The sequence below is a fragment of the Gordonia sp. JH63 genome (genome assembly GCF_009856645.1).
GTDB lineage: Bacteria > Actinomycetota > Actinomycetes > Mycobacteriales > Mycobacteriaceae > Gordonia > Gordonia hongkongensis.
This window is the reverse complement of record NZ_CP047235.1, coordinates 4,600,539-4,626,928: the sequence shown is the minus strand read 5'-3', so window position 1 is coordinate 4,626,928 and position 26,390 is coordinate 4,600,539. Positions and strand designations below refer to the sequence as shown.

The 26,390-nt window shown below is 67.9% G+C and carries 19 protein-coding genes, 1 tRNA gene and 1 pseudogene; 8 read left to right on the top strand and 13 right to left on the bottom strand.

All coding sequences use genetic code 11. From position 1 onward, the window contains the following. Positions 1-14: 14 nt before the first annotated feature. The 3 genes from GR168_RS20510 to GR168_RS20500 all read right to left on the bottom strand — a co-directional run bounded on the left by GR168_RS20510 (position 15) and on the right by GR168_RS20500 (position 2,980). Entirely contained in the window at positions 15-713 is a 699-nt protein-coding gene (locus GR168_RS20510) for an NAD(P)-binding domain-containing protein (RefSeq protein ID WP_159371557.1), read from the bottom strand. Between the two features lie 87 nt (positions 714-800). Next, positions 801-2,477 carry a DASS family sodium-coupled anion symporter gene (locus GR168_RS20505; RefSeq protein WP_159371556.1) on the bottom strand — a complete coding sequence of 559 codons (1,677 nt, stop codon included), beginning with the start codon at positions 2,475-2,477 and terminating at the stop codon, positions 801-803. 86 nt (positions 2,478-2,563) lie between these two features. Beyond that, positions 2,564-2,980, bottom strand: coding sequence for a TIGR03668 family PPOX class F420-dependent oxidoreductase (locus tag GR168_RS20500; protein ID WP_078114144.1), 417 nt, complete (start codon positions 2,978-2,980; stop codon positions 2,564-2,566). A 120-nt stretch (positions 2,981-3,100) separates the two neighbouring features. Between GR168_RS20500 and GR168_RS20495 the strand changes: the two genes are divergently transcribed. Next, the gene (locus GR168_RS20495; protein ID WP_159371555.1) at positions 3,101-3,571 is read left to right on the top strand and encodes an SRPBCC domain-containing protein; all 471 of its coding nucleotides are present in this window, start codon (positions 3,101-3,103) and stop codon (positions 3,569-3,571) included. A gap of 3 nt (positions 3,572-3,574) precedes the next feature. Here the strand turns inward: GR168_RS20495 and GR168_RS20490 are convergent. Next, positions 3,575-5,090, bottom strand: a pseudogene (locus GR168_RS20490) (amino acid permease). A 65-nt stretch (positions 5,091-5,155) separates the two neighbouring features. After that, positions 5,156-6,259, bottom strand: a complete 1,104-nt coding sequence (locus GR168_RS20485; protein ID WP_159371554.1) for a beta-mannosidase — start codon at positions 6,257-6,259, stop codon at positions 5,156-5,158. Between the two features lie 311 nt (positions 6,260-6,570). On the opposite strand from GR168_RS20485, the gene GR168_RS20480 reads away from it, so the two are divergent. Further along, a complete protein-coding gene (locus GR168_RS20480; RefSeq protein WP_238995106.1) occupies positions 6,571-7,521 on the top strand; it encodes a YdcF family protein in 951 nt (316 codons plus the stop codon). Positions 7,522-7,563: 42 nt separating this feature from the next. On the opposite strand, the gene GR168_RS20475 is transcribed toward GR168_RS20480, so the two are convergent. Continuing rightward, positions 7,564-7,637 (bottom strand) — tRNA-Gly (locus GR168_RS20475). A 252-nt stretch (positions 7,638-7,889) separates the two neighbouring features. Between GR168_RS20475 and GR168_RS24020 the strand changes: the two genes are divergently transcribed. The 5 genes from GR168_RS24020 (at position 7,890) to GR168_RS20455 (ending at position 13,193) form a co-directional block, all read left to right on the top strand. Next, positions 7,890-8,150 carry a hypothetical protein gene (locus tag GR168_RS24020; RefSeq protein WP_238994953.1) on the top strand — a complete coding sequence of 87 codons (261 nt, stop codon included), beginning with the start codon at positions 7,890-7,892 and terminating at the stop codon, positions 8,148-8,150. Between the two features lie 62 nt (positions 8,151-8,212). After that, on the top strand, positions 8,213-9,388 hold the full coding sequence (locus GR168_RS20470) for an HNH endonuclease signature motif containing protein (protein ID WP_238994952.1): 1,176 nt from the start codon (positions 8,213-8,215) through the stop codon (positions 9,386-9,388). A 21-nt stretch (positions 9,389-9,409) separates the two neighbouring features. Then, complete coding sequence (gene dcd / locus GR168_RS20465; RefSeq protein ID WP_058249633.1) at positions 9,410-9,982, top strand: dCTP deaminase; 573 nt, start codon at positions 9,410-9,412, stop codon at positions 9,980-9,982. 131 nt (positions 9,983-10,113) lie between these two features. Beyond that, positions 10,114-11,550 (top strand): UDP-glucose/GDP-mannose dehydrogenase family protein, encoded by a 1,437-nt coding sequence (locus tag GR168_RS20460; protein WP_065631630.1) that lies wholly within the window; start codon positions 10,114-10,116, stop codon positions 11,548-11,550. 95 nt (positions 11,551-11,645) lie between these two features. Next, positions 11,646-13,193, top strand: coding sequence for a hypothetical protein (locus GR168_RS20455; RefSeq protein WP_159371552.1), 1,548 nt, complete (start codon positions 11,646-11,648; stop codon positions 13,191-13,193). A 34-nt stretch (positions 13,194-13,227) separates the two neighbouring features. Here GR168_RS20455 and GR168_RS20450 read toward each other — a convergent pair whose 3' ends face one another. Beyond that, complete coding sequence (locus GR168_RS20450; RefSeq protein WP_159371551.1) at positions 13,228-13,818, bottom strand: TetR/AcrR family transcriptional regulator; 591 nt, start codon at positions 13,816-13,818, stop codon at positions 13,228-13,230. A gap of 115 nt (positions 13,819-13,933) precedes the next feature. Between GR168_RS20450 and GR168_RS20445 the strand changes: the two genes are divergently transcribed. Beyond that, the gene (locus GR168_RS20445) at positions 13,934-15,574 is read left to right on the top strand and encodes a DHA2 family efflux MFS transporter permease subunit (protein WP_159371550.1); all 1,641 of its coding nucleotides are present in this window, start codon (positions 13,934-13,936) and stop codon (positions 15,572-15,574) included. On the opposite strand, the gene GR168_RS20440 is transcribed toward GR168_RS20445, so the two are convergent. The 6 genes from GR168_RS20440 to GR168_RS20415 form a co-directional block, all read right to left on the bottom strand. Continuing rightward, the gene (locus tag GR168_RS20440) at positions 15,536-16,660 is read right to left on the bottom strand and encodes a PDR/VanB family oxidoreductase (RefSeq protein ID WP_159371549.1); all 1,125 of its coding nucleotides are present in this window, start codon (positions 16,658-16,660) and stop codon (positions 15,536-15,538) included. The two genes, GR168_RS20445 and GR168_RS20440, sit on opposite strands and share 39 nt — an antisense overlap. Positions 16,661-16,682: 22 nt before the next feature. Next, positions 16,683-17,585: a metal-dependent hydrolase gene (locus GR168_RS20435; protein ID WP_058249928.1), complete on the bottom strand. Its 903-nt coding sequence runs from the start codon at positions 17,583-17,585 to the stop codon at positions 16,683-16,685. 5 nt (positions 17,586-17,590) lie between these two features. After that, positions 17,591-19,372 carry an SDR family oxidoreductase gene (locus tag GR168_RS20430; RefSeq protein WP_058249639.1) on the bottom strand — a complete coding sequence of 594 codons (1,782 nt, stop codon included), beginning with the start codon at positions 19,370-19,372 and terminating at the stop codon, positions 17,591-17,593. Between the two features lie 141 nt (positions 19,373-19,513). Beyond that, positions 19,514-20,767 (bottom strand): pyridoxal phosphate-dependent aminotransferase, encoded by a 1,254-nt coding sequence (locus GR168_RS20425; protein ID WP_058249640.1) that lies wholly within the window; start codon positions 20,765-20,767, stop codon positions 19,514-19,516. Positions 20,768-20,901: 134 nt separating this feature from the next. Further along, positions 20,902-24,579: a (Fe-S)-binding protein gene (locus tag GR168_RS20420; RefSeq protein WP_159371548.1), complete on the bottom strand. Its 3,678-nt coding sequence runs from the start codon at positions 24,577-24,579 to the stop codon at positions 20,902-20,904. Between the two features lie 228 nt (positions 24,580-24,807). Further along, on the bottom strand, positions 24,808-26,181 hold the full coding sequence (locus GR168_RS20415; RefSeq protein ID WP_159371547.1) for a wax ester/triacylglycerol synthase family O-acyltransferase: 1,374 nt from the start codon (positions 26,179-26,181) through the stop codon (positions 24,808-24,810). Positions 26,182-26,390: the final 209 nt, after the last annotated feature.

Genomic DNA, 26,390 nt, shown 5'->3' with positions numbered 1-26,390 from the left:
CTCCGGTGAGTGCGTCAGGCGCGCCACTCAGCAGTGCGTTCCGACGACGCATCGGCAAGCGCCTTGAGGGTGTCGTCGACGCCGAAATCCTTGCCGTACACCGGCGTTCCCGGCTGTTGCCGCCACGACTCGGCGAGCGGTCCGGCGTCGACCGGGTCGAACCCGAGTTCGTCGACCACGCGGAACACGATCTCCTTGCCCGCCGTATCGTCGCCGGCGATCGGCAGCGCGATACGGCCCTCTGTGCCCGCGGGTACGCCCTTGTTCAGCAGGTGCTTCCAGTAGATCCCGTTGAACACCTTGTACACCGGGACGCCGAGCAGGTCCGACACCCAGACGCTCTCGGGGGTACCGTTTTCGATCGCCTCGATCTTGCCGTCGCGCTGCTGGGGGTAGTAGTTGTTCGTCTCGATCACCGGGGCGTCGGGCTTGCGGGCGTCGAGGATGCCCGGCGCGAGGTCGGGGGTGTTCTTCTGCGGGATGCTGACGATCACCAGGTCGGCGTCCTTCGCGGCGTCGGCGGCCCATACCGCGGTGGCGCCGGTCTCGGAGGCCAGTTCGGCCAGCGTCTCCGGGTCGCGCGAGTTCGCCACCCGCACCTCGTGTCCCAACGATGTCAGACGACGCGTGAGCGTCCCGCCGATGAATCCCGCTCCGATGATCCCGATCTTCACAACTGCACCTCTTGCCTCTGGTCGGACGTTGATGACCATTCGCGCAACGAGGGCATGTGCCGCGTCATTCCCGCGCCGAAGGATGCGTGACGAGCGCCTCGATGACGGTCGGCAGGCGCGGCGGGGTCAGTACGCGATACCGAGAGACCACGCGAACACGGTGTAGGCGGCGAGGGTGATGAGCACGATCCCGATGAGGTTGAGCCAGAGCCCGCCGCGGATCATCTGACCGATGGTGACGTACCCGCTGGCGTAGGCCACCGCGTTCGGTGGCGTCGCCACCGGGAGCATGAATGCGCAGGTTGCGGCGAGGGCGACGGGGATCGTGAGCACCAGAGGGTCGAGACCCATTCCCATGGCCACGCCTCCGGCGACCGGGAGAAAGGTTGCCGCTGTCGCGGTGTTGCTCGTGATCTCGGTGAGGAAGATGATCGCGGTCGCCGCGATGACCACCAGCACGATGACCGGGATCGTGTCGAGCCCGGCGGCCACGTCGCCGATCCAGGCGGTCAGTCCGCTGGACTCGAACTGCTGGGACAAGGCAAGGCCGCCGCCGAACAGCAGCAGCACGCCCCATGGCAGTTTGATCGCGGTCTCCCAGTCGAGCAGGCGCACACCGGGTTTGGAGCCGCTGGGCAACAGGAACAGGAGAACGGCGGCGGTCATCGCGATGCCGGTGTCGGAGATCGGCGGGTTCTCGTCCCAGATCAGCGGGACCGCGATCCACGCCAATGCGGTGAGGCCGAAGATCACGGCGACCCGGATCTCGCCCTGCGACATCGAGCCGAGGGCGTCGAGCTGATCGCGGATGATGCGCCGGCCGCCGGGGATGTCGTCGATCTCCGGCTTGAACAGGACGTGAGTGAGCAGGAACCACGCGATGGCGAGGAAGATCACGGCGAGCGGGACGCCGGCGATCATCCACTCCAGGAACCCGATGTCGATGCCTTCACCCTCGAGGTATCCGACCAGGAGGGTGTTGGGCGGGGTGCCGATGATCGTGCCCAACGATCCGATGGATGCGGCGTAGGCGATGCCGAGCATCAGTGCTGTGCCGAAGTTGCTCTTGATGACGGCCTGGGTGAGGGTCTCACCGTCCACCGGTACGTCGGTGTCGGTGGCCTTCGGCCCGGGCGCGTCGGTGCCCGAATCCTTACCGAGGTCGAGAACCAGCGCCAGCACCGACACGCCGATCGGAATCATCATCACGGCGGTTGCGGTGTTGGACACCCACATCGAGAGGAATCCGGTGGCGATCATGAAACCCGCGATCACCATCGGCGGCTTGGTGCCCATCGCTGCGACGGTCACCAGGGCTATGCGGCGGTGCAGATTCCACCGCTGCATCGCGAGGGCGATGATGAAGCCGCCCATGAACAGGAAGATGACGTTGTTTCCATAGGCCGCGCCGACGTCGTTCACCGAGATCGACTCGCCCGCTTCGTCTGAACCGAAGACGGGGAAGATCACCAGCGGCAGCAACGCGGTTGCGGGGATGGGTATCGCCTCGGTCATCCACCAGAGGCCCATGAGAACTGCGGTCGCCGCCGTGAGCCGGGCTCCCTGCCCGACTTCGGCGGGCAGGATCACGTAGACCAGGGCCGCGAGTGCCACGCCGGCAAGGAGTCCGATCCACTGCCGACGTCGCATCTTCGGTTCCACCTCGTCGGCGCGCTCACCCGCCGACTGGTGGTCGATCTCGTCGAAGTCCCGCTGTGGGTCAGGCGATCCGGAGCCTCGGCCGGCCGAGCCCGGTGATCCGGACCGGTTGTCGCGTGGCCGTTCGCCGCTGCGCTGCACCATCGGGAACCTCCTCGGTATGCCTGCGTGGCAGCCAGCTCATCGAGGAACGTGCCAAAATTGCCCGAAACCGCCGCCCGCCGACGTGCCTATGAGGTGGCCGACCAGCTGTGCCACGTCAGAGACTCGACGACGATCACCGGTCCATCGGGCCGTCGGAGTCGATACTGCGGATACTTCGCGGCCAGCGTGTCGATGCCGTGACTGCCGACGGATTCACCGGCGTCGACGACATGTGCCCGGCCGTCGACTCGCACCCACCACAGTTCATCCCAGTTGTCGGAATACATGTCAGCCAGGAGCGACACCGCGGGGTTGTCCGCGATGTTGGCGAGACGACGGAGTGCGGTGGTTCGTTTCGGCTTGTGATCCACGCACGTGTAGATGACGTCGTCGTCGAGTGCGCACACGACGGGGACCAGGTGCGGCTTGGTGGAGGGTGACACGGTGGCGAGTGTGACCGACCGCGCGGCGGCGAAACGTTCCCGACTCAGGCGCAGGTCCATCTCACGAGGATGACATGCACTCGTGGGAAACAAGGTCACCGATGAGTACGGGCGCCGGTTCGGGTCCACCTCTGTGTCCGATCCCCGATCCGGGGGACCCGACCCGAAAGGGCCAGCACCATGACGCACGAGAACGTTGCCGTCAGCCGCACGATCTCCGCCACGCCCGACGAGGTGTTCGCGGCGCTCGCCGACCCCCGCACACACCAGGCCATCGACGGCACCGGCTGGGTTCGGGACGCAGTCGACACGACACCGCTGCGGGAGGTGGGCCAGGTCTTCCGGATGAACATGTACCACTCGAACCATCCGGACGGTGACTACCTGATGGAGAACCGGGTCGAGGTGATCGAACCGCGGTCGGCGATAGCGTGGCAACCAGGGCAGCGCAACGACTCCGGGGACCTCGAATTCGGCGGCTGGACATGGCGGTACGACCTGGTGCCGGTGGGGGAGTCGTCCACCGAGCTCACCCTGACCTACGACTGGTCGGCCGTGCCCGCCCACATCCGCGAGTACATCGAGTTCCCGCCGTTCGCCGACGACCATCTGCGTAACTCGTTGAACCACATCGCCGAACTTGTCGGCTGATCGTCAGCCGACGAGGTCCGGATCCGGATCCGGATCGCGATGCGCCGACGCAGCTGATGTGGGTGACAGATCGGCGGTGAGCAGGTCGACGGTCGGGCTGCGCGTGATCACCTTGTGGCCCCACCACAGAGCGAGGAACACGAACAGTGCGCCGTAGGCGGTGAGCCAGAGTTCGAGATTCCCCGCGGATCCGTCGCGGATCGCCGGGAGATTCTGCCCCGCGATGACGGCAACACACATGAGCAACGCGATGATCGGGCCGGCCGGGTAGAGCCAGGCCTTGTAGGGGAGTCTGTCGAGGTCCAGACCCTGCGCCTGCCACGCCCGACGAAAACGATAGTGGGCCCACGCGATACCCATCCACGTGATGAAGCCCGCCACCGACGAGGCGGTGACCAGCCAGACATACGCGCGACCGTCGCCCACCCGACTCGCCAGGAAGCAGAGGGCGCCGATGGCCGTCGTCGCGGCCACGGCGAGGAGTGGCACTCCTGATCGCGTGACCCAGGCGAACACACGTGGGGCGTTGCCCTGCACCGACAGGCCGTACAACGCGCGGGTTGCCGCGAACAGGCTCGCATTGCCCGCCGACAGGATCGCGATCAGGATCACGGCGTTCATCATCGATGCCGCCACCGCGATCCCCGCGTCGGAGAACACGAGGGTGAACGGGGCGATTGCGATGTTCTCCTCGGACGCATTCAGCAGATTGGGGTCGGTGTACGGGATCAGGAACGCGATGACGGTGAGGGTGCCGATGTAGAACAACAGGATGCGCACGAAGACGGTGCGCACGGCGCGCGGAATCGCCGTCTTCGGTTCGACCGCCTCGCCGGCGGCGACCGCGATCATCTCGGTGCCCTGGAATGCGAAACCGGCGATGAGGAAGACCGACAGCATGCCGAGCGGGAAGTCCACGAACGGGGCGTCGTCGATCGTCCAGTTGCTGAAGCCCGGCGACGGACGGTCGCCGACGACACCGAGAATCAGCAGCACGCCGACGATGAGGAAGCACGACCACCGCGATGACCTTGATCGCCGCGAACCAGAACTCGGCCTCGCCGAACGCCTTGACCGCGAACAGGTTCAGCGCCAGCAGACCCGCCAGGAACACGACCGACCAGATCCACGACGGCACGTCGGGTGCCCAGTACTTCATGATCAGCCCGGCGGCCACCAACTCGGCGGCCAGGGTGACCGACCAGTTGAGCCAGTAGTTCCACCCGGCTGCGAAGCCGAAGGACTTGGACACGAAGCGTTTGCCGTACTCCTCGAACGGGTTGCTGCACGGGATGTATGCCGACATCTCGCCGAGGCTCTGCATCAGGAAGAAGACCATGCAGCCCATCAGCAGATACGCCAGGATGGCGCCACCCGGGCCCGCGTCGGAGATGGTGGCGCCCGAGGCGACGAACAAGCCGGTGCCGATGGCACCGCCGAGCGCGAGCATGCTGATATGACGACTCTGAAGTCCCTTGCGCAGCGACTCGTCGGAGGTGATCCCCAGGGGACTGGACATCGGCAGAGTCTAACGGCCGGTCGGCCCGTCGGCCGGGTATTGCACTGCTGCCCGAGTGCTGACCCTCAATCGAGGCTGGTCAGTTCGGAGACCAGTTCGTGCACCGGGTCACCGGGACCGATGTCGTAGGTGCACTGGTCGTGCCTCGGGTCCGGCACGAATGCCCAGAACAGTGCGGTTGCCGTCCCGGCCGCCCGCTGACCGGCGACCTTGGTCCGGAAGTCGTCGGCGCGCTCGGACGTCGAACCGCATGAGCCGGCATGCTGGCCGATCTCGTTCACCGCGAGGGGCTTTCCGACTGCGCGCGCCTGGCGTAGACGTTCGGCCAGTCCGTTCCACTGATCCCCGGGGAGCGCGACGCCGTCCGCACCGTAGTCGTGATAGTCCAGGACGTCCAGGTACGGGGAGCCGGCGACGTACTGGTAGTCGGGCCCGGCGGTGCCGCACTGGCCACCGCCGGTGAAGCCGGACCAGATCACCGCCCCGCCGTGCAGTCGGGTGACCATCGCACCTGCGCTGCCGAAAAACGACCGCAGTACGCGCGAGGCGTCGACCGGGCACGACCGCTGCTGCCATCCACACGATTGATCGCCACAGATTGACGGTTCGGGTTCACCCACCAATTCCCATCCCGCCAGGGCCGACCTGCTCTTCCAGCGTCCCACTGCAGTCCTGACCCACTGCTCGAACGTGAGTCCACCCGCGCCGGCGAGGGTTCGCCAGCCGGATCGGTACCAGTCTCGTTCCTTGAAAACTCCGCTCTCGCACGCGCCATCGGCGGCCGCGAGGACAGGCAAGACCATCTGACCGTGCCGCGCGGCGGCGTCGAAGACGGCATCCATCGGCCCGAAATCCAATTGCTGGGTGTACTTGTTCACGGCCAGTTGAGCGAACAGATTGAAGCGAGTGAGCGAATGCGGAGGTAAGGCGGCGAAATAGTCGTCGAGATCAACCATCGCTCCGCAACCGGCATTCACCGACCAATCGGTGGCCAATTGGTAGGCGTCGAATCCGGATGGCCACCACTGGCGTCCATCAAGGGTCAACCCAGCCGGAGTGGCATCGACCCGGTTGGGCGCCGCATGCGCGGGCGGCGGCGGCAGCAGCCAGCTCAGGAGCAGGCCGATGCTCAGCACCAGAATCGGAGTTCTCATCGCGGGCAGATGCATTGTGTGCGTCCTGGGATGACGAGGACCGACTGTGGCGTCGGTCCAACTCGTTCGATGATTGCACGCCGGCCGCGCGGTTTCGGTCGCGTCTGGGAATGGGTAGAGAGAACCGTGTCGTGTGCGCCGAGATCGAGTTAGAGCCACGGGGTTCGTTCTTCATTTCCCGACCTGCGCGACACCTGTGGCACCATCGGGCTCGTGATGGGCGTACTGATAGTTGCTGCAGTGCTGCTCATCGCGAGCGCGGTGCTTGCAATGCAGGACCACGTCGTCTGAGCCCCGGCATTCTGCTGACCGCGGCCTTGTCGGGCGTGATGTTCGCCGCGGTGATCGCGGCCGTGGACAGGGGCATCGACGACGACGGCTCGGTTCTCGCGCCGGCGGTGGCCATCGTGGCCCTCGGACTCGTTGCGCTGCTTGCCATCCTCATCCTCGGTGTGTCGTTGATCGCCAACGGCGTGACGCTTCTGCGCCGAGAGGGACGCCGCCCCGCGAACCTGCTGTCGGCGCTCCTGGGTGCACTCCTGTCCGGTTACGCGCTCGCTGTCCTGCTCGGGATCATCGTCGGATGGTTCGACGTGTCGACGAGCAACGCTCTGCTCAACTTCCTCCTGGCGGTGGGGATCCCGGCCGGCTACTTGGGATTCGTCTTCGCCTCGCTGCTGCTCTGGTCGTGGCTGTACGGCAGGTGGAGCAGATGGCGGGCGCGACGGGTGAAGGTCGGCGCGATCATCGTCCTTGGTGCCGGTCTGCTCGACGGGTCCCGCGTCGGTCCACTGCTGGCGTCACGACTCGACCGCGGTCGCGAGATCTATGATCTGGCCCGGGCTTCCGGCCTGGACCCGCTGATCATCTGCTCCGGAGGCAGAGGTGGCGACGAGCGGCTGTCGGAGGCCGCGGCGATGGCCGAGTACCTCGTCTCGAAGGGCGTCGATCGTGATGCCATCGCACTCGAGGACCGATCCACCGACACCGCGGAGAACCTCCGGTACTCGAGGCATGTGCTCGACGAGCGTGGAGTGACCGAACCGGTCGCGGTGGTGACGAGCGGCTATCACGCCTTCCGCGGAGCGATGCTCATGCGGTCTGCCGGGATCGACGGATTCTCGACCGGCGCCCACACCGCGCGATACTTCGTCCCCAACGCCCAGGTCCGTGAGTTCTTGGCGGTTCTGCGTGACCACCGATGGATCAACGGAGTCGTCCTGGTCCTGCTCAGCGTTCCGTTGATCTCCGGCACCGCGGTGGCCCTCTTCGGGTAGTCGACAGTGGACCAGGGGAGGGCCTGCGGACCGCGGTGATGGTGGAGCCGATGACGGGAATCGAACCCGCGTATTCAGCTTGGGAAGCTGATGTTCTGCCATTGAACTACATCGGCGTGCGAGTGCCGGACTCGCGAACGACAGCCTAGCAAACCCGTGGCCGGTCCGGTCGCCGGCACGCGCAGATGTCGCAGAACGTGGCGTCAGGCGCAACGAACTGCGACATCTGGGCGAGACCGGGTCGCGGCGGGGCGACGCGATTCGGTTGCGACGCAGAACAACTCGCCGGAAGGGGTTGCACGCCGGGCGATCGGCCGGTAGTCTCGAACGTAGTTTCGAGTAAAGCCATGATGACGGGGGATGAAATCATGGCTTCTACAGGGCCATCTGCAGCACCACCACTTCTTCTCGACCAGTACAAGCGCCTGCATGCACTTATGGACGAGATCGCCGAGACGCAGTCCACGGATTGCTCCGACACTGACCTCTTACAGGTCGCGATCGAGCACGAGCGTGCCGAACGACGGATGCTGTCGCTGTTCACCGATCACATCGTCGACATCGACGAGCGGTCGGCGTACCGGAAGATGGGGTGCCAGACCGTCTCCAACTCCTCTGCCATGGTCTGAACCGGCGCGGCGAGGCGACCCGCCTGATGAATCGCGTCTGGGCCTTGGGCAGGTTCCCGGACATGCAGGGGGTGCCGCTCGAACCGCGCTTCCCCGAGACCGCCAAAGGTGTTGCCGACGGCGAGATCTCGGGACGCCATGTCGACGTCGTCATCGAGGTGATGCGCAAGATTCCCGCCGACGTGGACCCCGCCGTCCGGGAAGCTGCCGAGGCGACGCTCGCGCACTACGCACGCGAGTACGACCCGTCGTCACTCCGTGACCTCGGCGCCCGCATCCTGGCCCACCTCGACCCCGACGGAACCATCACCGACGACCGCGACCGCGCCCGCAACCGCGGCCTCAAACTCGGGCCGCAAGACGCCCAACTGATGTCCCGGCTGACCGCAACGCTCGACCCCGTGACGCGCTCGATGTTCGACGTCGTCTTGTCGGTGTGGGCCGCTCCTGGGATGAACAATCCCGCCGATCCCGAGTCGCCCACCGGGAACCCCGCCGCCGCGGACCCCGACGCGCTGGCCGCCGCTGCCGGACGCGACGAGCGCTCCGCGGAGAAGCGGAACCACGACGCGTTGCGCGCCATGCTGCGCTTCGTGCTCGACGCCGGCGCGCTCGGGGGTTCGCACCACGGGCTGCCGCCACACCTCGTCGTCTCCATCACCGAATCGGCGCTGCGCGACGCGGCCGGCGACCCGGCACGGACCGCGACGGGAACCCTCCTACCCATCAAGGACGCCATCGACCTCGCCGCCGCCGCGCAGCATCATCTCGCGGTGTTCCGGGACCACTCCAGTGAGGTGCTCTACCTCGGGCGGTCCCGGCGATTGGCCTCGCGCGCACAACGAATCGCCGCGGTCGCCCGCGACGGCGGCTGCACCTTCCCGGGATGCACGCGGCCGTCGTTCGACTGCGAGATCCACCACGTCGTCGAGTGGGACGCCCACCACGGATCCACCGACCTCGACACCCTCGCGACCGCCTGCCCACCACACAACCGAGTGGTCGGCACCGGGGTGGATCAGTGGGCCACCACCATCGCCACCGAAGGGGTCGACGCCGGCCGCGCCGTCTGGCACCCGCCCCGCGCGCACCCGTCGCCGACGCCGCGGATCAACCATGCCCATCGCACCGACGCGATCCTCGACCGAATGCGCGCTGATGTCCGGCGGCGGCGCAGAACAGCGGTGCCGGAGAGCGGAGGGTCGGCGCCGACCGACACCGGCGCAGATCCTCCCTGACCATTCGATAACCTCGACACCGTGCTGCTCTCCGACCGCGACATCCGCGCCGAGATCGCTGACGGGCGCCTCGCCATCGATCCGTTCGATCCCGCCCTCGTCCAGCCCTCCAGCGTCGACGTCCGGCTCGACGGCCTGTTCCGGGTGTTCAACAACACCCGCTACACCCACATCGACCCCGCACAACGCCAAGACGAACTCACCTCGCTGGTCGAACCCGCCGACGGCGAGCCCTTCGTGCTGCACCCGGGCGAATTCGTGCTGGGGTCCACCCTCGAGGTGTGCTCGCTGCCCGACGACCTCGCCGGCCGGCTCGAAGGCAAGTCGTCACTCGGCCGGCTCGGCCTCCTCACGCATTCGACGGCGGGCTTCATCGACCCCGGCTTCTCCGGCCACATCACCCTCGAGCTGTCGAACGTCGCGAATCTGCCGATCACCCTCTGGCCCGGCATGAAGATCGGGCAGCTGTGCCTCATCCGCCTCAGCAGCCCGGCCGAGGAGCCGTACGGCAGCGCGTCGGTCGGATCGAAGTATCAGGGACAACGTGGCCCCACCCCGTCGAAGGCGTACCTGAACTTCCAGAAGCACGACTGAGGGGTTCGACTCGGCTCAACCGGCGGGTGGACGGACCGGGTGGGCGCGGCTCCGGAAGTTCACCCAGCCGATGACAACCCGCCACGACGAGGATGGTTACCGGTGGTTCCGCCTGGGTAACCGTTGCCCTCATGAAGCTCACGGTGATCGGATGCGGCTACCTCGGTGCCACTCACGCGGCCTGCATGGCCGAACTCGGGCACGACGTCGTCGGCATCGACGTCGATCCGTACAAGATCGAACGCCTGCAGGCCGGCGAGGTCCCGTTCTTCGAGCCGGGGCTCGCCGACATCCTGCGCCGCAACATCGACGCCGGACGACTCCGCTTCACGACCGACCATCTCGCGGCCGCCGACCACGCCTCGGTGCACTTCCTCGGCGTCGGGACCCCGCAGGAACCCCGCGGGCACCGGGCCGACCTCTCGCACGTGTACTCGGCAATCGACGCGCTCGTGCCGACGCTGCGGGGCGCCCACCTCATCATCGGCAAGTCGACCGTACCGGTCGGCACCTGCGCCGAACTCGCACAACGGATCTCGGTACTGTCGCACGCCGGGGCGGATGTCGAACTGTCGTGGAGTCCGGAGTTCCTGCGCGAGGGATTCGCCGTCGAGGACACGCTCCGGCCGGATCGGCTCGTCCTCGGTACCGGTTCGCTCGACCCGAGCGGCCTCAACACGGCCGCCGACGACCCCGACGCCGGGTCGTCGGCCGGGGAGGTCACCCGCGAGATCTACCGCGAGATCCTCGAGACCGGCGTGCCGTTGATCGAGACCGACTGGGCCACCGCGGAACTCGTGAAGGTCTCGGCGAACGCCTTTCTGGCCACCAAGATATCGTTCATCAACGCGATCAGTGAACTGTGCGAGATCGCCGGCGCCGACATCAACACCCTCGCCGACGCGATCGGGCACGACCCGCGGATCGGACGCCGATTCCTCAACGCCGGTCTCGGTTTCGGCGGCGGTTGCCTGCCCAAGGACATCCGCGCCCTGACCGCGCGCGCCGACGACATGGGCGCCCCGCGGGCCGTCGGCTTCCTGCGGGAGGTCGACGCCATCAACATGCGTCGCCGGGGTGCGGCGGTGGAACTGGTCTTCGAGGCCCTCGGCGGCGAGGTCCTCGGGCGCAACGTCGCCGTCCTGGGCGCCGCCTTCAAACCGGAGAGCGACGACGTCCGTGACTCACCCGCGCTGACGGTGGCCAGCAGGCTGGCGCTCGAAGGGGCGTCCGTGACCGTCTTCGACCCGAAGGCCATGGACAACTCACGACGCGTCCACCCGAGCCTCGGCTACGCCACCTCGGCGCGCGACGCGTGCGACCGGGCCGACGTCGTCGTCATCGCCACCGAGTGGGCCGAGTTCGTGCACATGGCGCCCGAAGAACTCGAGGGCGTCGTCCGCGCCAAACGCATCGTCGACGGCCGGCGCTGCCTCGACCCGCAGATGTGGCGCGACGCGGGTTGGGACTACCGCGCCCTGGGCGGCCCCGCTCCCACCCGCCCTGCGCCGCGAAACCACCCGTCCGAGCAGGTGAACGGATATGCGCCGGGGGCCACCGTCCGCTGAGTCGTGCTAGGTTGAGCTCGCGACTGTCCAGGGGGCACCTACTCGCCGGTGGGGGACATGAGGCGAGGTGCACGTGAGGTGCAGGAATCAACCAGATGACCGACACGGTGGCCGATCCGGCCGTGACACCGACGTCTGCGCAGGCAGAGGTCACGGTCAGTGCTGCCGTCGTCGACGCCGTGCGCGCCGAACTCGCTGAGCGGGGGATCGCGCAGAATGCCGAGGTCGTGCTGTTCGATCTCGATCCGCGGGCGGGCGTCTCGGTGGGACGCCTGGACCCGGCTCGAGGGACCGTCGCGGACTCCTACTCCGATTCCGGTCTCACCCTCGCCGTCCTGGATGAGGTGATCGCCGACCATCTCGTTCGGGTCGGGCGGGTGGCGGCACCGACCTCGCGCGAATGGCACGAGGAGGTCCTCGACCTCGTCACCCGCGGCCGCGAGCGGCTCCGCGAGTCCGACGGCACCTTCCTGATGGGCCGCGACCACATCCGGCTGTTCCGCATGGCGCGCCGCGACGTCGCCGAAGCCGGAGCCCCGCTGACCGCACGCGCCGAGGACCTCGCTCGCGCGGCGGTGTCCGGAGCCTCCGCCCCCGCGGTCGTGGTCACCGATCGCGTGAGCGCATGGCCCGGCCTCCGGGACGCGATCGCGCGAGCGGTACCCGTGCCGGTCGTCGACGTCGCTCCGTCGGGAAGCATCACTCGGCCCCCGGTGCACGGCGGACACGCGGCGGAACCGGAGGTACCGCACCCGATCGCGGGGTCCGGCGATGTGATCGAACCAGACGTGGAAGTGGCGACCCCGCCCGCCGAACAGGATGCGGTCCCGACCCGGTCGGATGACGGTTTCCCGGCCGCCACCGAGATGGCCGAGATGGCTCCGAGTGGCGACGACCATACGCACGACACGCACGACACCCCCATCTTCGAGTCCGTCACTCAGTCGCCACCGGTGGTGGCCACGGCGTTCGGGGCGCTCGCTCCGTATGTTGCTGCCCCGGATGTCCCTCGCGCCCAGCCGCTTCGGGACGACCAGCAGTTCTCCGAGCTCTCTCCGGTCGGTCACGATCTGCGCACGCCGAGGAATCCGGTTGCCGGGCCGCCGCCGTCGGGTGAGTCTGCGCCTCGGTGGACGCCGGCGCACACGCCCACGCCGCCGGTCCGGTCCGGCGATGGGGAGGTGAACGTCGATCCGATGGCCGGGTATTCGGCGGACACAGGGTCGGCCATCGGGGCTCCACCGCACTCCGACGTGTCAGTAGCAGGGCCGCATTCGGCCGGCGCGAGCCGACGGCGGCGCGGAGGCAAGCGCGTTCTCGCCGCGGTGGCGCTGCTGTGCGCGGTGGCCGTCGTCGCGGTGGCCACGGCGTTGGCCGTCGGACACGATGAGGCGTCGCCGACCGTCGCCGCGCCGCTTCCCCAACGCACCACCGCCACTCCGGAACCCGAGTTCGCCGATCCCGCAATCTATGCCGAGGCCCGGCAACCGGCGCGCCGGTACACGACTCCTCCTCCGCCGGAGACGACGACGCCCTCCGCGGAGGAGCCTGCGCCCCGGCCTCGTCCCCGGTCGCGGACTCCGCGTCCGCCAGGCGGCGTGACGATCCCGCTTCCCGGTCTGCCGCCGATCGTCCTGCCCTGACGCACGAACCCGATGACCGTCCCCGAGCCGGGTCTCAGTCGTCGGGCCGGGGCGCCAGTGCGCGCGCCACGAAGTCGAGGACGTTCTCATAGTTCGCCGATGCATCGACGTCGGGGTGATAGGCATGGGCGAGTTCGAGACTCACGGCGCCGTGAACGGCGGACCAGGTCTGCATGGCTTGTTCGACGGGGTCGGCGGACAAGATGACCCCGGCCACCTGGCCGTACCGGATGGTGTCGACGAGGACCTCGAATGCGTTTGCGGCCACGTCGATCTCGGGCGTGCACTGCGCTGAGAACATCAGCCCGTAGAGCACCGGATTGGCGAGTGCGAACTTCCGGTACGCCACACCGGCGTTGCGCAGACGAGTCGCCGGATCGTCATCCCTCGTCGCAATCGCCCGTCCGAATTCGGCGTAACCGTCGGTGACCAGGGCGTCCAGCAGGCCGTCCCGGCCGTCGAAGTGGTTGTAGACGCCCATCGGGGCGACCTTCGCCTCACCGGCCACGGCCCGAACCGTCAGACCGGCCGTGCCATCGCGCTCGAGGATCGTGCGACCTGCCCGGAGCAGCGCGGATCGGACGTCGGCGCCTGCTGTACGCGTGCGCGGCTTCGCGGGAGACATGTTGACAACCTACTGGAACGGTGTTCTTCTTGAATAGAACACTGTTCTACAATACTGGAACGTTGTTCTAACGGATCGACGAAACCGCTTGCGCCACCCGACCAGGAGAAGATCGATGCCAACCGAACGCACGCATGCTCGCTGGTGGGCGCTGGGCGCCCTCAGCTTCGCCGAACTACTCGTGATGATCGACAACACGATCGTCAACGTGGCCCTCCCGACGCTCGCCCGCGACCTCGGCGCCGGGATCTCGGGCCTGCAATGGATCGTCGACGCCTACACGCTCGTCTTCGCCGGCCTGCTGTTGACCGGCGGCTACCTCGGTGACCGGTTCGGGCACCGTCGGGTGCTCCTCACCGGCATCGGAGGTTTCATGCTGGTGTCGGTGCTGGCGGCGTCATCCCAGAACCTCGGGCAGCTCGTCGCCGGCCGTGCGGGGCTCGGGGTCTTCGCGGCGCTGGTCTTTCCCGCCACGCTCGCGATCATCACGACCATCTTCGTCGATGCCCGGGAACGCGCGATGGCTGTCGGGATCTGGGCGGCGGTCTCCGGAGTGGCAGTGGCCATCGGACCGGTTCTCGGCGGCTGGCTCCTCGAACACTTCTCGTGGACATCGGTGTTCTGGGTCAACGTCCCGTTCGGTGTGGTGGCCCTCGCGATGATCCTGGCGGTCGTACCCGGCACGCGACCGGTGTCGGTGCCCCGGTTCGACGCGCTCGGGGTCGTGCTCTCGATCGCCGGCCTGGGCCTGCTGACCTTCACCCTGATCGAGGCGCCCCACGTCGGTTGGGCCACGGCGCGCACGGTAGTGGGTGTCGTTGTCGCAGTGACCATCCTGGCGGTGTTCGTGGCCACACAGCTGCGGATCGCGCACCCCATCCTCGACGTCCGGCTCTTCGCCAACCGGCGCTTCGCCACCGCCGCCGGGATGATCAGCGTGGCGTTCTTCGCGCTCTTCGGCTTCATCTTCCTGATCACGCAGTTCTTCCAGGCGGTGAAGGGATACGGTCCGCTGGCGGCCGGTGTCCGTACCCTCCCGTTCGCGATCGTGATGGCAGCGCTGTCGCCGGTTGCGATGGCACTGTCGCACCGTTTCGGGCCCCGGGTGGTCTCGGTGACCGGGGCCTTCCTGATGTCCGGCGGGTTCGCGCTCGTCGAGCTCTCCGCGCGGGACTCCGGGTACTGGGAACTCGTCATCTGGGCGATGTCGCTGATGGCGGCGGGTCTCGCCTTCATCTCCGGTCCGTGCACCCAGCTCATCATGGACGCGCTGCGTCCGGAACAGGCCGGTGCGGGCAGTGCGGTCAACGACACGACACGCGAGATCGGCGGGACGCTCGGTGTCGCGGTCCTCGGGTCGATCCTGACATCGGCGTATGTCGCCGGGGTCGGAGACCGGCTGTCGGGCAGCGGGTTGCCGGCCGAGGCGGTCGACGCGGCGAAGCAATCGGTGATGGCCGGGGTCGGGGTGGCCGACCAGGCGCCGGGCGCGATCGGTGATGCGGTCCGGATCGCGGTGCAGGACGCCTTCATGGTCGGGTTGCACGACGCGGTCTGGGCCGCGGTCGCCGTCACGGCGGTCGCGGGCGTCGCGGCGGCATTCTTGTTGCGGGGGAGCGGGAACCCTTCGTGGCTCGTCGCTAACGCTCCTCGCACCTCAGGGAGCGGACGGGTTGTCGCCAGCGCTCCTCACACCTCAGCTCAGGGGGCGGAAGCCTCAGAGGTCGAGGGTGAGATTCCCGCCGGGACTGCGTGATACGCAGGTCAGCATGGTCCCGGCCGCGCGCTCGGGCTCGGTCAGGATGTTGTCGCGGTGGTCGACCTCGCCGGACAGCGTCCTGACCTTGCAGGTGCCGCAGAATCCCTGCCGGCACGAGTACGGTACCGACGGCTCCACCCGGCGGATCGCGGCGAGCGCGGATTCGTCGGCGGCGACCGGGATCTCCTGACCGGTCGAGGCCAGCGTCACCGTGAACTCGGAGCCGTTCTCCACCGGTGGCGGGCTGAACCGCTCGTAGTGCAGCTCGATGTCGGCGCGTGTCGCGAGATGGCGGCGAAGCCCCTCCAGCATGGGAACCGGGCCGCAACAGTAGACGGCGAGGTCGGCGGGGGCGTCGACGGGACCGACCAGTTCGGCCATGCTCGGCAGTCCGTGGACGTCGTCGGTCCGGATGGTGACGCGGTCGCCGAACGCGGCCACCTCGTCGACAAACGGGATCGACTCGGCGGTGCGGCCGGTGTAGATCATCGACCAGTCCAGCCCGAAGCGCTCCGCCGTGGCGAGCATCGGCAGGATCGGGGTGATGCCGATGCCGGCCGCGACGAAGCGGATTCGGCGCGCAGGTGATCCGTGGCCGGGGACCGCGAACGGAAAGGCGTTGCGGGGACCCTTGATCGAGAAGACATCGCCGACACGCAACGAGTCGTGGACCTCGACCGAACCGCCACCGCCGTCGGGAATCCGGCGCACCGCGATCCGGTAGTGCTCCCGATCCGCGGTGTCGCCGCACAGCGAGTACTCCCGCATGCGTCCCGACGGCAACAGCAGATCGATGTGCGCCCCGGCGTGCCAGTTCGGTAGCGCGCCATCGTCCGCGGCGGCGAGGGTGAGCGCGATGACGTTCTCGTCGCGCGCGACCACCTCGCGTCCGACGATTCGGACCCGGGTGGTCCCGTCGCGCACCGCACCTCGGCGCAGCGGTGACAGCGGCCGCCAGACCGGCCACCACGCCCGGAACACCATGGTGCCGAACGTGAGCAGCGGGTCATGCCGCCATCGGCCGTGCAGGTGGGGCGGTGGTTGCGTGAGCGTTGTCGAATGCGGATGCGCGCGTTGGTTCATGACCCTGCTCTCCCGTCCGCACTCACGCCGCGTTGCGCGCGGCCGGCGAGCTCGCGAGATAGGCGACCGCCTGTGCGGTGCTGCCGATGTCCTCCGGCCGGAACCCGGGCCGGAAGTAGCTGAAGGTGGCGAAGACGATCGTCCGCATCTTCGGGAGCACGCCGGCCCGCACCCCGCGGTGGTAATGCCAGGTCTTCTGGAAGTAGTTGTACGACAACGACCTGTCCTGGCCCATGATGAATCGGTAACCCCGCTGGATGAGGATCAACAGGATCGGCAGCACCACGAACATCGCCCGGCCGCGACGCAGATATCCGTCGCCGAAGTACGCGGCGACATCGTGTGCCACCGCGCGGTGCTCCACCTCCTCGGCGCCATGCCACATGAACAGGTCGGTCATCGTGGGGTGCGCCCCGACCCGGGTCCAGGTGTTGTTCAACGCGAAGTCGCCGAGGATGGCGGTGTAGTGCTCCAAAGCCGCGATGAGCCAGAGGCGTTCGACGAGGTGTTTGTCGCGGGCCGCCTGGGTGCCACCCTCCAGCGGGCCGAGCACCTTGCGGAAGATCCACTCCATCTGCAGCTGGTAGGGCCGCGGGTCGATGCCGTGGTGATCGAGGAACTCCCACAGGACGTGATCGTGGGCCTCGGCGTGCATCGCCTCCTGGCCGATGAATCCTCGCATGCGAGAGGCGAGTTCCTCGTCGTCGACCAGCGGCAGGGCCTCGTTGTAGGTCTGCACGAACCATCGTTCGCCCTCGGGCAGGAGGAGATTGAGCACACTGATGAAGTTCGACGCGACCGGATGGCCGGGAATCCAATGCAGCGGGACGTCATCCCAGTCGAATGCCACGTTCCGGGCGTGCAGTTCGACGGGGCCGGGATCGGCCGAAGCGTCGTCGTGTGCGTGATCCTCGGTGTGCGTCATGTGGTTCACCCCGTGACGTTCTGACGGGCGCCGATGCGCGACAGCCACGGCGCGAAGCGGTAGATCCGGTATCCCACCTTCGCCTCCACGGTCACCGGCACCACCGCCTTGTTGTGCTCGATGGCAGCGACGATCTCACCGGCGACCCGGTCCGGGGTGAATCCCCGGCGCTGGTAGAACCGGTCGAGCCGATCGCGGCGGGCCTGTTCGGCCTCGGCGTCGAGGCCGGCGATCGGCGTCGAGGAGACGATGTTGGTGTCGACGAGTCCGGGACAGATCGCGCTGACGCCGATGCGGTGTTCGGCGAGCTCGGCGCGGAGCGACTCGGAGAAGAGGAGTACGCCCGCCTTCGACGCCGAGTACAGACCGAGGCTGCGTGACGGCGTGAACGCCGCGGCCGACGCGATGTTGACGATGTGCCCGCCGACCCCGCGCTCGACCATCTGCCGGCCGAACTCCCGGCTGCCGGTGACGACGCCGCGCAGGTTGACGTCGAGGAGCCGGTCGACCTGCTCGTCGGTGGCCGCCAACACCCCGCCGGCCAAACCGATTCCGGCGTTGTTGACCACGATGTCGGGGATGCCGTGGGCCTCTCGGACGCGAGCGGCGAAGGTGGCGAACTCGGCGGTGTCCGAGACATCGAGGAGGTAGGCGTGCGCGGCCGACCCCGCGGCCTTGCAGGCGCGGGCGGTCTCGTCGGCGGACGCGAGGTCGAGGTCGGCCAGGACGAGCTCGCACCCGCGTTCGGCCAGTGCCAGGGCCGTCTCGCGTCCGATGCCGCTGCCCGCACCGGTGATCACGACGAGTTTGCCCGCCAGAGGTTTCGGTTCGGTGAAAAGCCGGGCCCGCTCGATGACCGGGGCCGGGGCCCCACTGTTGGTCTGCACCGCAAGGAAATCCAGGACGAGATCGGTCAGATAGTCGGGGTTGGTGTAGGGCAGCCAATGTCCGGTCGGGGTGTCGCGGCGCCAGAGTTTCGCGACGTACGTCGGCGTGATGTCGTAGATGGCCGGCCGCAGCGCGATGTCGCGTTCGTTGACCACCTGGAGCACCGGCACCGTGGTGGTCCGCGGATCGGGGCGCAGGAGTTTGGCGCGGATGTTCGCGCGGTACAGGGCGAGGCCGCTCACCATGTCGCGGCGCAACGAGTCGGCGACGTCGACGTTCTCCGGTGGCGTGCCCTCGACCGCGCGCAGGAACTGTTTCCACACCGCCGGATTGCCCATCGCGCGCAACAACACGTTGGGGAGCACCGGAAGCTGGAACAGCCCTGTGTAAGCCGACGACATCGACTGCGCGAGCACATTGCGCAGGTGTCGAGGGGTGGGGCTGGCGACCTGATCGCGGACGAACTGACCGAGGTGGTCGAGGTTGGGGCCGGACACCGAGACGAATGAGGCGATGCGGGCGTTGGCGCGCGGGCGGCTGACGGCCTCCCATGTCTGCACCGATCCCCAGTCGTGTGCCACCACGTGTACGGCGTCGTCGGGACTCACCGACTCCGCGACCGCGTACAGGTCGTCGGCGAGCTCGTCGAGGCGGTAGGCGGCGACCTGCCGGGGGCGGTCGCTCTCGCCGAAGCCGCGGCAGTCATAGGCGACCACGTGATACTGCTCCGCCAGCCGCGGCGCGATGTGGGTCCACAGGTGGTGGGTGTCCGGCCAGCCGTGCACCAGCAGCACCGTCGGTTTCGACGGATCGCCCAGCTCGTAGGTGGCCAGCCGGATCCCGTTGTTGCTGACGGTCCCCGGACGCCACTCGGGTCGTCGAATCGCCTGTTGAGCCATCTGTCACCTCGTTGTGTGTGCCCCGCCGATGGAGGTACACGTTACCAACGGTTACACAAATGTCCAGACCCCGGAAAAGCAGTGAGGGCCCGGTCGGATGACCGGGCCCTCACCAGGGACTTCTCGCGGAACTCCGCGGGATCACTGTCGATACGACGACAGGAAGTTTCCGATACGCTCGACAGCCTCTTTCAGATCGCGCGACCACGGCAGCGTGACGATGCGGAAGTGGTTGTGGTCGTCGAGGTTGAACCCGGTGCCCTGCACCACCAGGATCTTCTCCTGCAGCAGCAGGTCCTGGACGAACAGTTCGTCGTTGTGGATCTCGTAGATCTCGGGATCGAGGCGGGGGAAGGCGTACAGCGCGCCCTTGGGCTTGACGCAGCTGACCCCGGGGATCTCGTTCAGCTTCTCCCAGGTCACGTTCCGCTGTTCGTACAACCGGCCACCGGGGGAGACGAGGGCCTCGATGGACTGGTAACCGCCGAGGGCCACCTGGATCGCGTGCTGGCCCGGCACGTTGGCGCACAGGCGCGTCGACGCCAGGATGCCCATGCCCTCGATGAACCCGCGCGCGTGGTCCTTCGGCCCGGTCATCACGACCCATCCGGCTCGGTAGCCGCAGACGCGGTACGCCTTCGACAGACCGTTGAAGGTGAGGCACAACAGATCCGGCGCCAGCGATGCCACGTTCACGTGCTCGGCGTCGTCGTAGATGATCTTGTCGTAGATCTCGTCGGCGAGGATCAGCAGCGAATGCTCACGGGCGAGTTCGACGAGCTGCTCGAGGACCTCCCGTGAGTAGACCGCGCCGGTCGGATTGTTCGGGTTGATGATGACGATCGCCTTGGTGCGGTCGGTGATCTTCGCGGCGATGTCGGCAACGTCGGGGTTCCACCCGTTCTCCTCGTCGCAGCGGTAGTGCACGGGCTGCCCGCCGGACAGCGAGGTCATCGCGGTCCACAGCGGGTAGTCGGGCGCCGGGATCAGGACCTCGTCGCCGTCGTTCAGGAGGGCCTGCATCGTCATCGTGATGAGCTCGGAGACGCCGTTGCCCAGGATGACGTCGTCGACGTCGAAGTACGGGAAGTCGGGGATGAGCTCGTAGCGGGTCACCACGGCACGACGCGCGGACAGGACACCGGCCGACTCGGAGTAGCCCTGCGCGTAGGGGAGGGCGTGGATCATGTCGCGCATGATCACGTCGGGGGCCTCGAAACCGAACAGCGCCGGGTTGCCGATGTTCAGCTTGAGGATTCGATGGCCCTCCGCCTCGAGCCGCTGCGCGTGCGCGTGGACGGGACCGCGGATCTCGTAGCACACGTTCTGCAGCTTGAGCGACTGCTCGAGCGGCTTGAGGTTCTGGTTGAGGTGCGAAACATGGGGCCTACTCACGGGTACATTGTCGCAGCCGGTGGCAAATGCGTTTCTGGCGCGTGCCGAAGCTGAGGTCACCCGAAACGAGAGATGTCGTCTTTCGTGGCGATGGGCGCCACGAAAGACGACATCTGTCTGCCTTGCTGAGAGTTCTACTTGTGGCCGGGCCGCTTCTTGCCGGCCGCGATGCCGAAGCCCTTGGCCTTCGACGCCCCGGTCTCGGCGACCGTGCGAGCAGCGGACGAACCGTTGCTCGACGCCGCAGGCGCCGCCTCTGTGTCGGCGTCGTCTGCGTCGCCCGGGCTCTCGACCTCGGCCGTCTCCGCGTCGTCGGCCTCTGTTACCGGAGCCTCGGCGGCCGGGGCCTCGTTCACAGCCGCTTCGGTCGCTGCGGCCTCGGCTGGTGCCTCCTCGGCCTGCGGGGCCTCGGGTTCTGGCTCAGCCGATTCCGGAGTCGGAGCAGCTGCCGGTGCGGCCTTGCTCGCGCCGCCCGGTCGCTTCTTGCCCGCGGCCATGCCGAAGCCCTTGGCCTTGGCCGGCTTCTCCTCGGTCAGCACGGCGGCCGAGCCGCCCTGCGGCGCCTCGGCGGCTGGAGTCTCAGCAGCCGGAGCCTCGGCAGCGGGTGCCTCGGCGGTCTCGGCAGGTGCGACGTCCGTCTCGGGAGCGGGGGCGGGGGCGTCCGCAGCCTCGGCAGGTGCCGCGGCCGGCTTGGCCGCGGCCTTGCCGATACCGCCGGGCCGCTTCTTGCCCGCGGACATCCCGAAGCCCTTGGCCTTGCCGGGCTTCTCTTCCGTTGCCGCAGCAACGGGTGATTCCGTCGCCGATCCCGCGGTAGCCGACTCCGCTGTCGTCGTTCCCGCTGTCGCCGAGGCCGATTCCGTGTCCACGGTCGGGGCGGCGTCCGGGGCCGATTCGCTCTCGTCGACCTTGCTCTCGGCGGGCGCGGTCACCCCGGCGGCGGGGGCCGCCGCGTTGGTGGTCTTCTGACCCGGGCGCTTGGCCTTGCCCATGCCGAAGCCCTTGGATGCGGGCTTCTTCTCGGCCTGCGGCGTCTCGGTGGTGGCCTCGGCGACCTCCTCCTTGACCGCCTCGGAGGACTCGGTCTCGGCCGGCACCGGCTCGGCGGTACCACCGGCGGGCTTGCTCGCGGCACCGGGACGCTTGGCGCCGCCCTTCATGCCGAAGCCCTTGGCTGCCGGCTTCTTCTCGGCGGGTGCCTCGGCTGCGGTCTCGGCGGCTGCCGGGTCCGGGGCGGCCGACGCCGCTGCGGCACCGGGCTTCTTGCCGCCCTTCATGCCGAAGCCCTTCGATGCCGGCTTCTTCTCGGCGGGTGCCTTCTCGGCGGGTGCTTCCGGTGCCGCGGTCTTGGCCGCCGCGCCCGGCTTCTTGCCGCCCTTCATGCCCAGGCCGACCTTCGGCTTCGGCGCGGCCTCGGTGGTCGCGGCCGACGCAGTCGCCGCCGCGGGCACCTTCTCGGGCTCGGGTTCCGGCTCCGGCTCGGCGAGGGTGGGACGCGGTCCGAGGAACCGGCCGCCGAGCTTGACCTCGGTCCGGTCGCGCTTCACCGACTCGAGCAACAACTGCGCGACGTCGACGACCTCGACCTTGCCCTCGGACTCGGTACCGCTCGTCCGGGCGGTCACACCGTCGGTGAGCATGACGCGGCAGAACGGACAGCCGGTCGCGACCTTCTTGACCTGATCGCCGGTGGTGTCGCCGAGGGTGTCCAGCGCCTCGTCGACCCGGTCGATGTTGATCCGCTTGCCGATCTGCTCTTCCATCCACATGCGGGCACCGCCGGCACCACAGCACATGGACCGTTCGCCGTGGCGCGGCATCTCGGTGAGCGTCGAACCGGCCGCACCCATCAACTCACGCGGGGCGTCGTAGACCTTGTTGTGGCGGCCCAGGTAGCACGGGTCGTGGTAGGTGACACCCTCGCCGAGCGGTGCGACCGGAACGAGTCGCTTCTCGCGCACGAGACGATTCAGCAGCTGCGTGTGGTGGACGACCTCGTACTTCGCGCCCAGCTGCGGGTACTCGTTGCCCAGTGCGTTGAAGCAGTGCGCACAGGTGACGACGACCTTCTTGCGCTGCTCGGGCGCGGTCGCGAAGACCTCGCCGAGCATCTCGATGTTCTGCTGCGCGAGCATCTGGAAGAGGAACTCGTTGCCGGCACGTCGTGCGGAGTCACCGGTACAGGTCTCGCCCTCGCCGAGGACCATGAAGTTCACCGCGGCCATGTCGAGGAGCTCGGCGACGGCTTTGGTGGTCTTCTTCGCGCGGTCCTCGTAGGCACCGGCACAGCCGACCCAGAACAGATACTCGAAGCCCTCGAACGACTCGACGTCCTTGCCGAAGACCGGGATCTCGATGTCCATCTCGTCGATCCAGGCGGTGCGCGCGGAGGCGTTCTGGCCCCACGGGTTGCCCTTGTTCTCGAGGTTCTTGAACATGCCGGCCAGCTCGGTCGGGAAGTCCGACTCGATCAGGACCTGGTAGCGGCGCATGTCGAGGATGTGGTCGACGTGCTCGATGTCGACCGGGCACTGCTCGACGCAGGCACCGCAGGTGGTGCAGCTCCACAGGGTCTCGGTGTCGATGACGGCACCGAGCGCCTCGGGATCGAACTCACCCTCCACGGCTTCGACGACCTGACCGCCGCCGAGATCGCCCTTGGACTCGCCGACGAGCTTGCGGGCCGCCTCGGCACGCGCCGATTCCGGGATCGCGTTGAGCTTGCCCTCGAGGACGTTGCCGTCGGCGTCGACGAGGCCTACCTCGTCGCCGCCCATGTCCTTGCGGCCACCGGCGAGCAGGTACGGGGCCTTGGCGTTGCCGTGGTCGCGCAGCGACATGATGAGCAGCTTCGGGCTCAGCGGCTTGCCGGTGTTCCACGCGGGACACTGCGACTGGCAGCGACCACACTCGGTACACGTGGTGAAGTCGAGCCAGCCCTTCCAGGAGAAGTCCTCGATCTTGCCGGCGCCGAACGCATCGACATCGGGATCGGCGGTCTCCATGTCGAGGACCTTGCCCTGGCTCATCATCGGCTTCGCGGCACCGAGGGCGACGCCGCCGTCCTGCTCGCGCTTGAAGTAGATGTTGAAGAAGGCCGAGAAACGGTGCCAGGCAACGCCCCAGCTGATGTTCATGCCGACCATCGCCAGCCAGACCATGCCGCTCATCAGCTTGATCACGGCGAAGATCGACACCAGCGTCGGCGAGGCCGGGAGGATCTTCGCGACCTGCATGGTGAAGAAGTCGGAGTAGGCGTTGGCGTGGCCGTAGGTTGCGATCTTCGACGCCTTGACCAGGATCATGCCCAGGCCCTCGAGCAACACGATGACCTCGACGAAGTAGGCCGGTCCGAAGCGCGAACCGCCGAAGCGCGACAACCGCTCGGGGACGCGCGGGTGGTTGAGCTGGCGGATCACGATCAGCACGATGATGCCGACGACGGTGGCGATGCCGAGGAGCTCGTCCCAGAGGTGCCACGCGAAGGTGTCACCGAAGACGGGCCAGTGGAACTCCGGGTTGATGGACTGTCCGTAGGCCTCGAACCACAGCAGGAACCCGCCGAGGAAGCCGACCATCACGAGCCAGTGCGCCCAGCCGACGGTGCGGAACTTCACCATGCGCGTGTGGACGATGAATTCCTTCATCATCGTCAGGAAGCGCGGGAGGATGGGCCAGAAGCGGGAGCTGTCGACCTTGTGCCCGAGCTTGATGGTGCGGAAGATCCGCACCACGCCACCGAGGAACAGGTACCAGCAGAGGAGGCTGATCACCGCGGCTGTCGTGCCGATGGCAATCGTCGTGGTAGTCACGGGCGCGTACCGGCCTTTCGTCTAGGTCGTCCGCCCCCGGTCGCGGAACGCGAGGCTGGGTACCACGGGGCGGTGTACTACAGGTAACCGTAATTCGTTGCGCCACCGGCGCGCTGCCAAGGCTGGCCTAATTACGCTGGTCTACCTCATATCAGATGATACTCGCGAGTAACTTACTGTCGAGTCAGGGTGTCCGAGGCCACGTCCGGGCCACGGGTGCCGGAGACGTCACCGGGTTCGTGCGACCTTCTCGAGTTCTTCCAGCGCCGTGTCGAGGTGCGTGAGCAGGCGTTGCAGGCTCGGGAGCTGGGCCCGGGCGCCGATCAGCCCGAAGTTGATGTGCTCGGCAGTGCTGGTCACGGTGATGTTGAGCGCGAGGCCCTGCGTCGGGATGGAGACCGGGTACACGCCGTCGAGGCGGGCGCCGTTCCAGTACAGGTGCTTCGACGGCCCGGGGACGTTGCTGATGATGATGTTGAACTGAGGGGGGACGTACTGGACGAAGCCGGGCACGGTCGCGAAGGCGAGCGGCGCGAAATTCGCCGCGCCCAGCGCGAGGGCCTGCAGCGGACGAAGGCCCCGGACCACCGACTTGCTATGGCGCGCCGACTCGACGAGTTTGTCCAGGCGGCGTTCGGGATCCGGCTCATCGGTCGCGAGACTCACCAGGATGGCGGTCACCGCGTTGCCGTCGTCATCGCCGTCGGTGTGCATCGACACCGGCACCGCCGCGATGAGCGGGGCGTCGGGCAGGGCGTCCTGGTCGATGAGGTACGACCGCAGGGCTCCTGAACACATCGCGACGATCACGTCGTTGAGGGTGATGTTCCGGGCATCGGCCACTGCCCGAAGACGGTCGATCTCCCACTGCTGCGAGGCGAATCGGCGGGCGCTCCCGATCGCGACGTCGAGAATCGTGCGCGGGGCCCGTCCCAGTGGGGCGACGAACTCCGGGTCGCGGAGGCCGGCCACCGCGACCTTCGCGGCCGCGGGCCCGAGGCCTGCGACCTGGCCGGCCACGTTCGCCAGGCTGGACACCCGGCTGCGCAGACTCGGCGAGGGGCGCGGGGGTCGACGCTCGACCAGCGCCGGGTCCCACGGTGCGGTACCCGACCGGTCGTCGGGGTCGTCGGACAAGGTCCGCTGGAGCAGGCGCAACGCGGAGACGCCGTCGACGACGGAGTGGTGGATCTTGCTGTAGAGCGCCACCCGGCCGTCGTCGAGACCCTCGATGACGTGGATCTCCCACATCGGTCGGAACCGGTCCATCAGGGCCCCGTGGTTGAGGGAGACGTATCGCAGCAGCTCGCGGACGCGGCCGGGGCGGGGGAGCACGGTCCGCCGGACGTGGTAGTCGAAGTCGATCTCGTCGTCGAAGGACCACGCCACGTTGCCCAGCAGGGTCACCGGTACTGCCGGCCGTTTGCGGAAGGTCGGATGGACTTCGGTGCAGCCGCAGAACGCTTCGATGATCTCTTCGGCGAGTTCGCTCGACGACTGGCCCTCGCGCGGTACGAACAGTTGGAGTCCGCCCACGTGCATGGGCTGCTCCCGCGTCTCGGCGAGGAGGAACATCGACGAGGTGACCGGCATGTACGGCATCGCACCATCACTTTCACACCACGAAATGGATGCGCGCACAGGCTGAGCGCGACCGAGGTCCTCTCAGTATCACGGGGCGACCGCCGGGTCCGGGCTCGAACGGGCATGTTGGTGGTCGGTCCCCTACGTTGTAGGGGTGAGGTCAGGTGCTCGTCTCGTCGTACCGGTGCTGCTGGTGCTGGTCGAACTGTGGATCACCCTGGCCGCCA

Excerpts from the sequence above, each read along its gene's own strand:
- GR168_RS20500 (WP_078114144.1), bottom strand. The coding sequence starts at position 2,980 with ATGGACCTGCGCCTGAGTCGGGAACGTTTCGCCGCCGCGCGGTCGGTC.
- GR168_RS20495 (WP_159371555.1), top strand. The coding sequence starts at position 3,101 with ATGACGCACGAGAACGTTGCCGTCAGCCGCACGATCTCCGCCACGCCC.
- GR168_RS20445 (WP_159371550.1), top strand. The coding sequence starts at position 13,934 with ATGCCAACCGAACGCACGCATGCTCGCTGGTGGGCGCTGGGCGCCCTC.
- GR168_RS20450 (WP_159371551.1), bottom strand. The coding sequence starts at position 13,818 with ATGTCTCCCGCGAAGCCGCGCACGCGTACAGCAGGCGCCGACGTCCGA.
- GR168_RS20510 (WP_159371557.1), bottom strand. The coding sequence starts at position 713 with ATGGTCATCAACGTCCGACCAGAGGCAAGAGGTGCAGTTGTGAAGATC.
- GR168_RS24020 (WP_238994953.1), top strand. The coding sequence starts at position 7,890 with ATGGCTTCTACAGGGCCATCTGCAGCACCACCACTTCTTCTCGACCAG.
- GR168_RS20505 (WP_159371556.1), bottom strand. The coding sequence starts at position 2,477 with ATGGTGCAGCGCAGCGGCGAACGGCCACGCGACAACCGGTCCGGATCA.
- GR168_RS20470 (WP_238994952.1), top strand. The coding sequence starts at position 8,213 with ATGCAGGGGGTGCCGCTCGAACCGCGCTTCCCCGAGACCGCCAAAGGT.
- GR168_RS20415 (WP_159371547.1), bottom strand. The coding sequence starts at position 26,181 with ATGCCGTACATGCCGGTCACCTCGTCGATGTTCCTCCTCGCCGAGACG.
- GR168_RS20440 (WP_159371549.1), bottom strand. The coding sequence starts at position 16,660 with ATGAACCAACGCGCGCATCCGCATTCGACAACGCTCACGCAACCACCG.
- GR168_RS20430 (WP_058249639.1), bottom strand. The coding sequence starts at position 19,372 with ATGGCTCAACAGGCGATTCGACGACCCGAGTGGCGTCCGGGGACCGTC.
- GR168_RS20460 (WP_065631630.1), top strand. The coding sequence starts at position 10,114 with ATGAAGCTCACGGTGATCGGATGCGGCTACCTCGGTGCCACTCACGCG.
- GR168_RS20485 (WP_159371554.1), bottom strand. The coding sequence starts at position 6,259 with ATGCATCTGCCCGCGATGAGAACTCCGATTCTGGTGCTGAGCATCGGC.
- GR168_RS20435 (WP_058249928.1), bottom strand. The coding sequence starts at position 17,585 with ATGACGCACACCGAGGATCACGCACACGACGACGCTTCGGCCGATCCC.
- GR168_RS20455 (WP_159371552.1), top strand. The coding sequence starts at position 11,646 with ATGACCGACACGGTGGCCGATCCGGCCGTGACACCGACGTCTGCGCAG.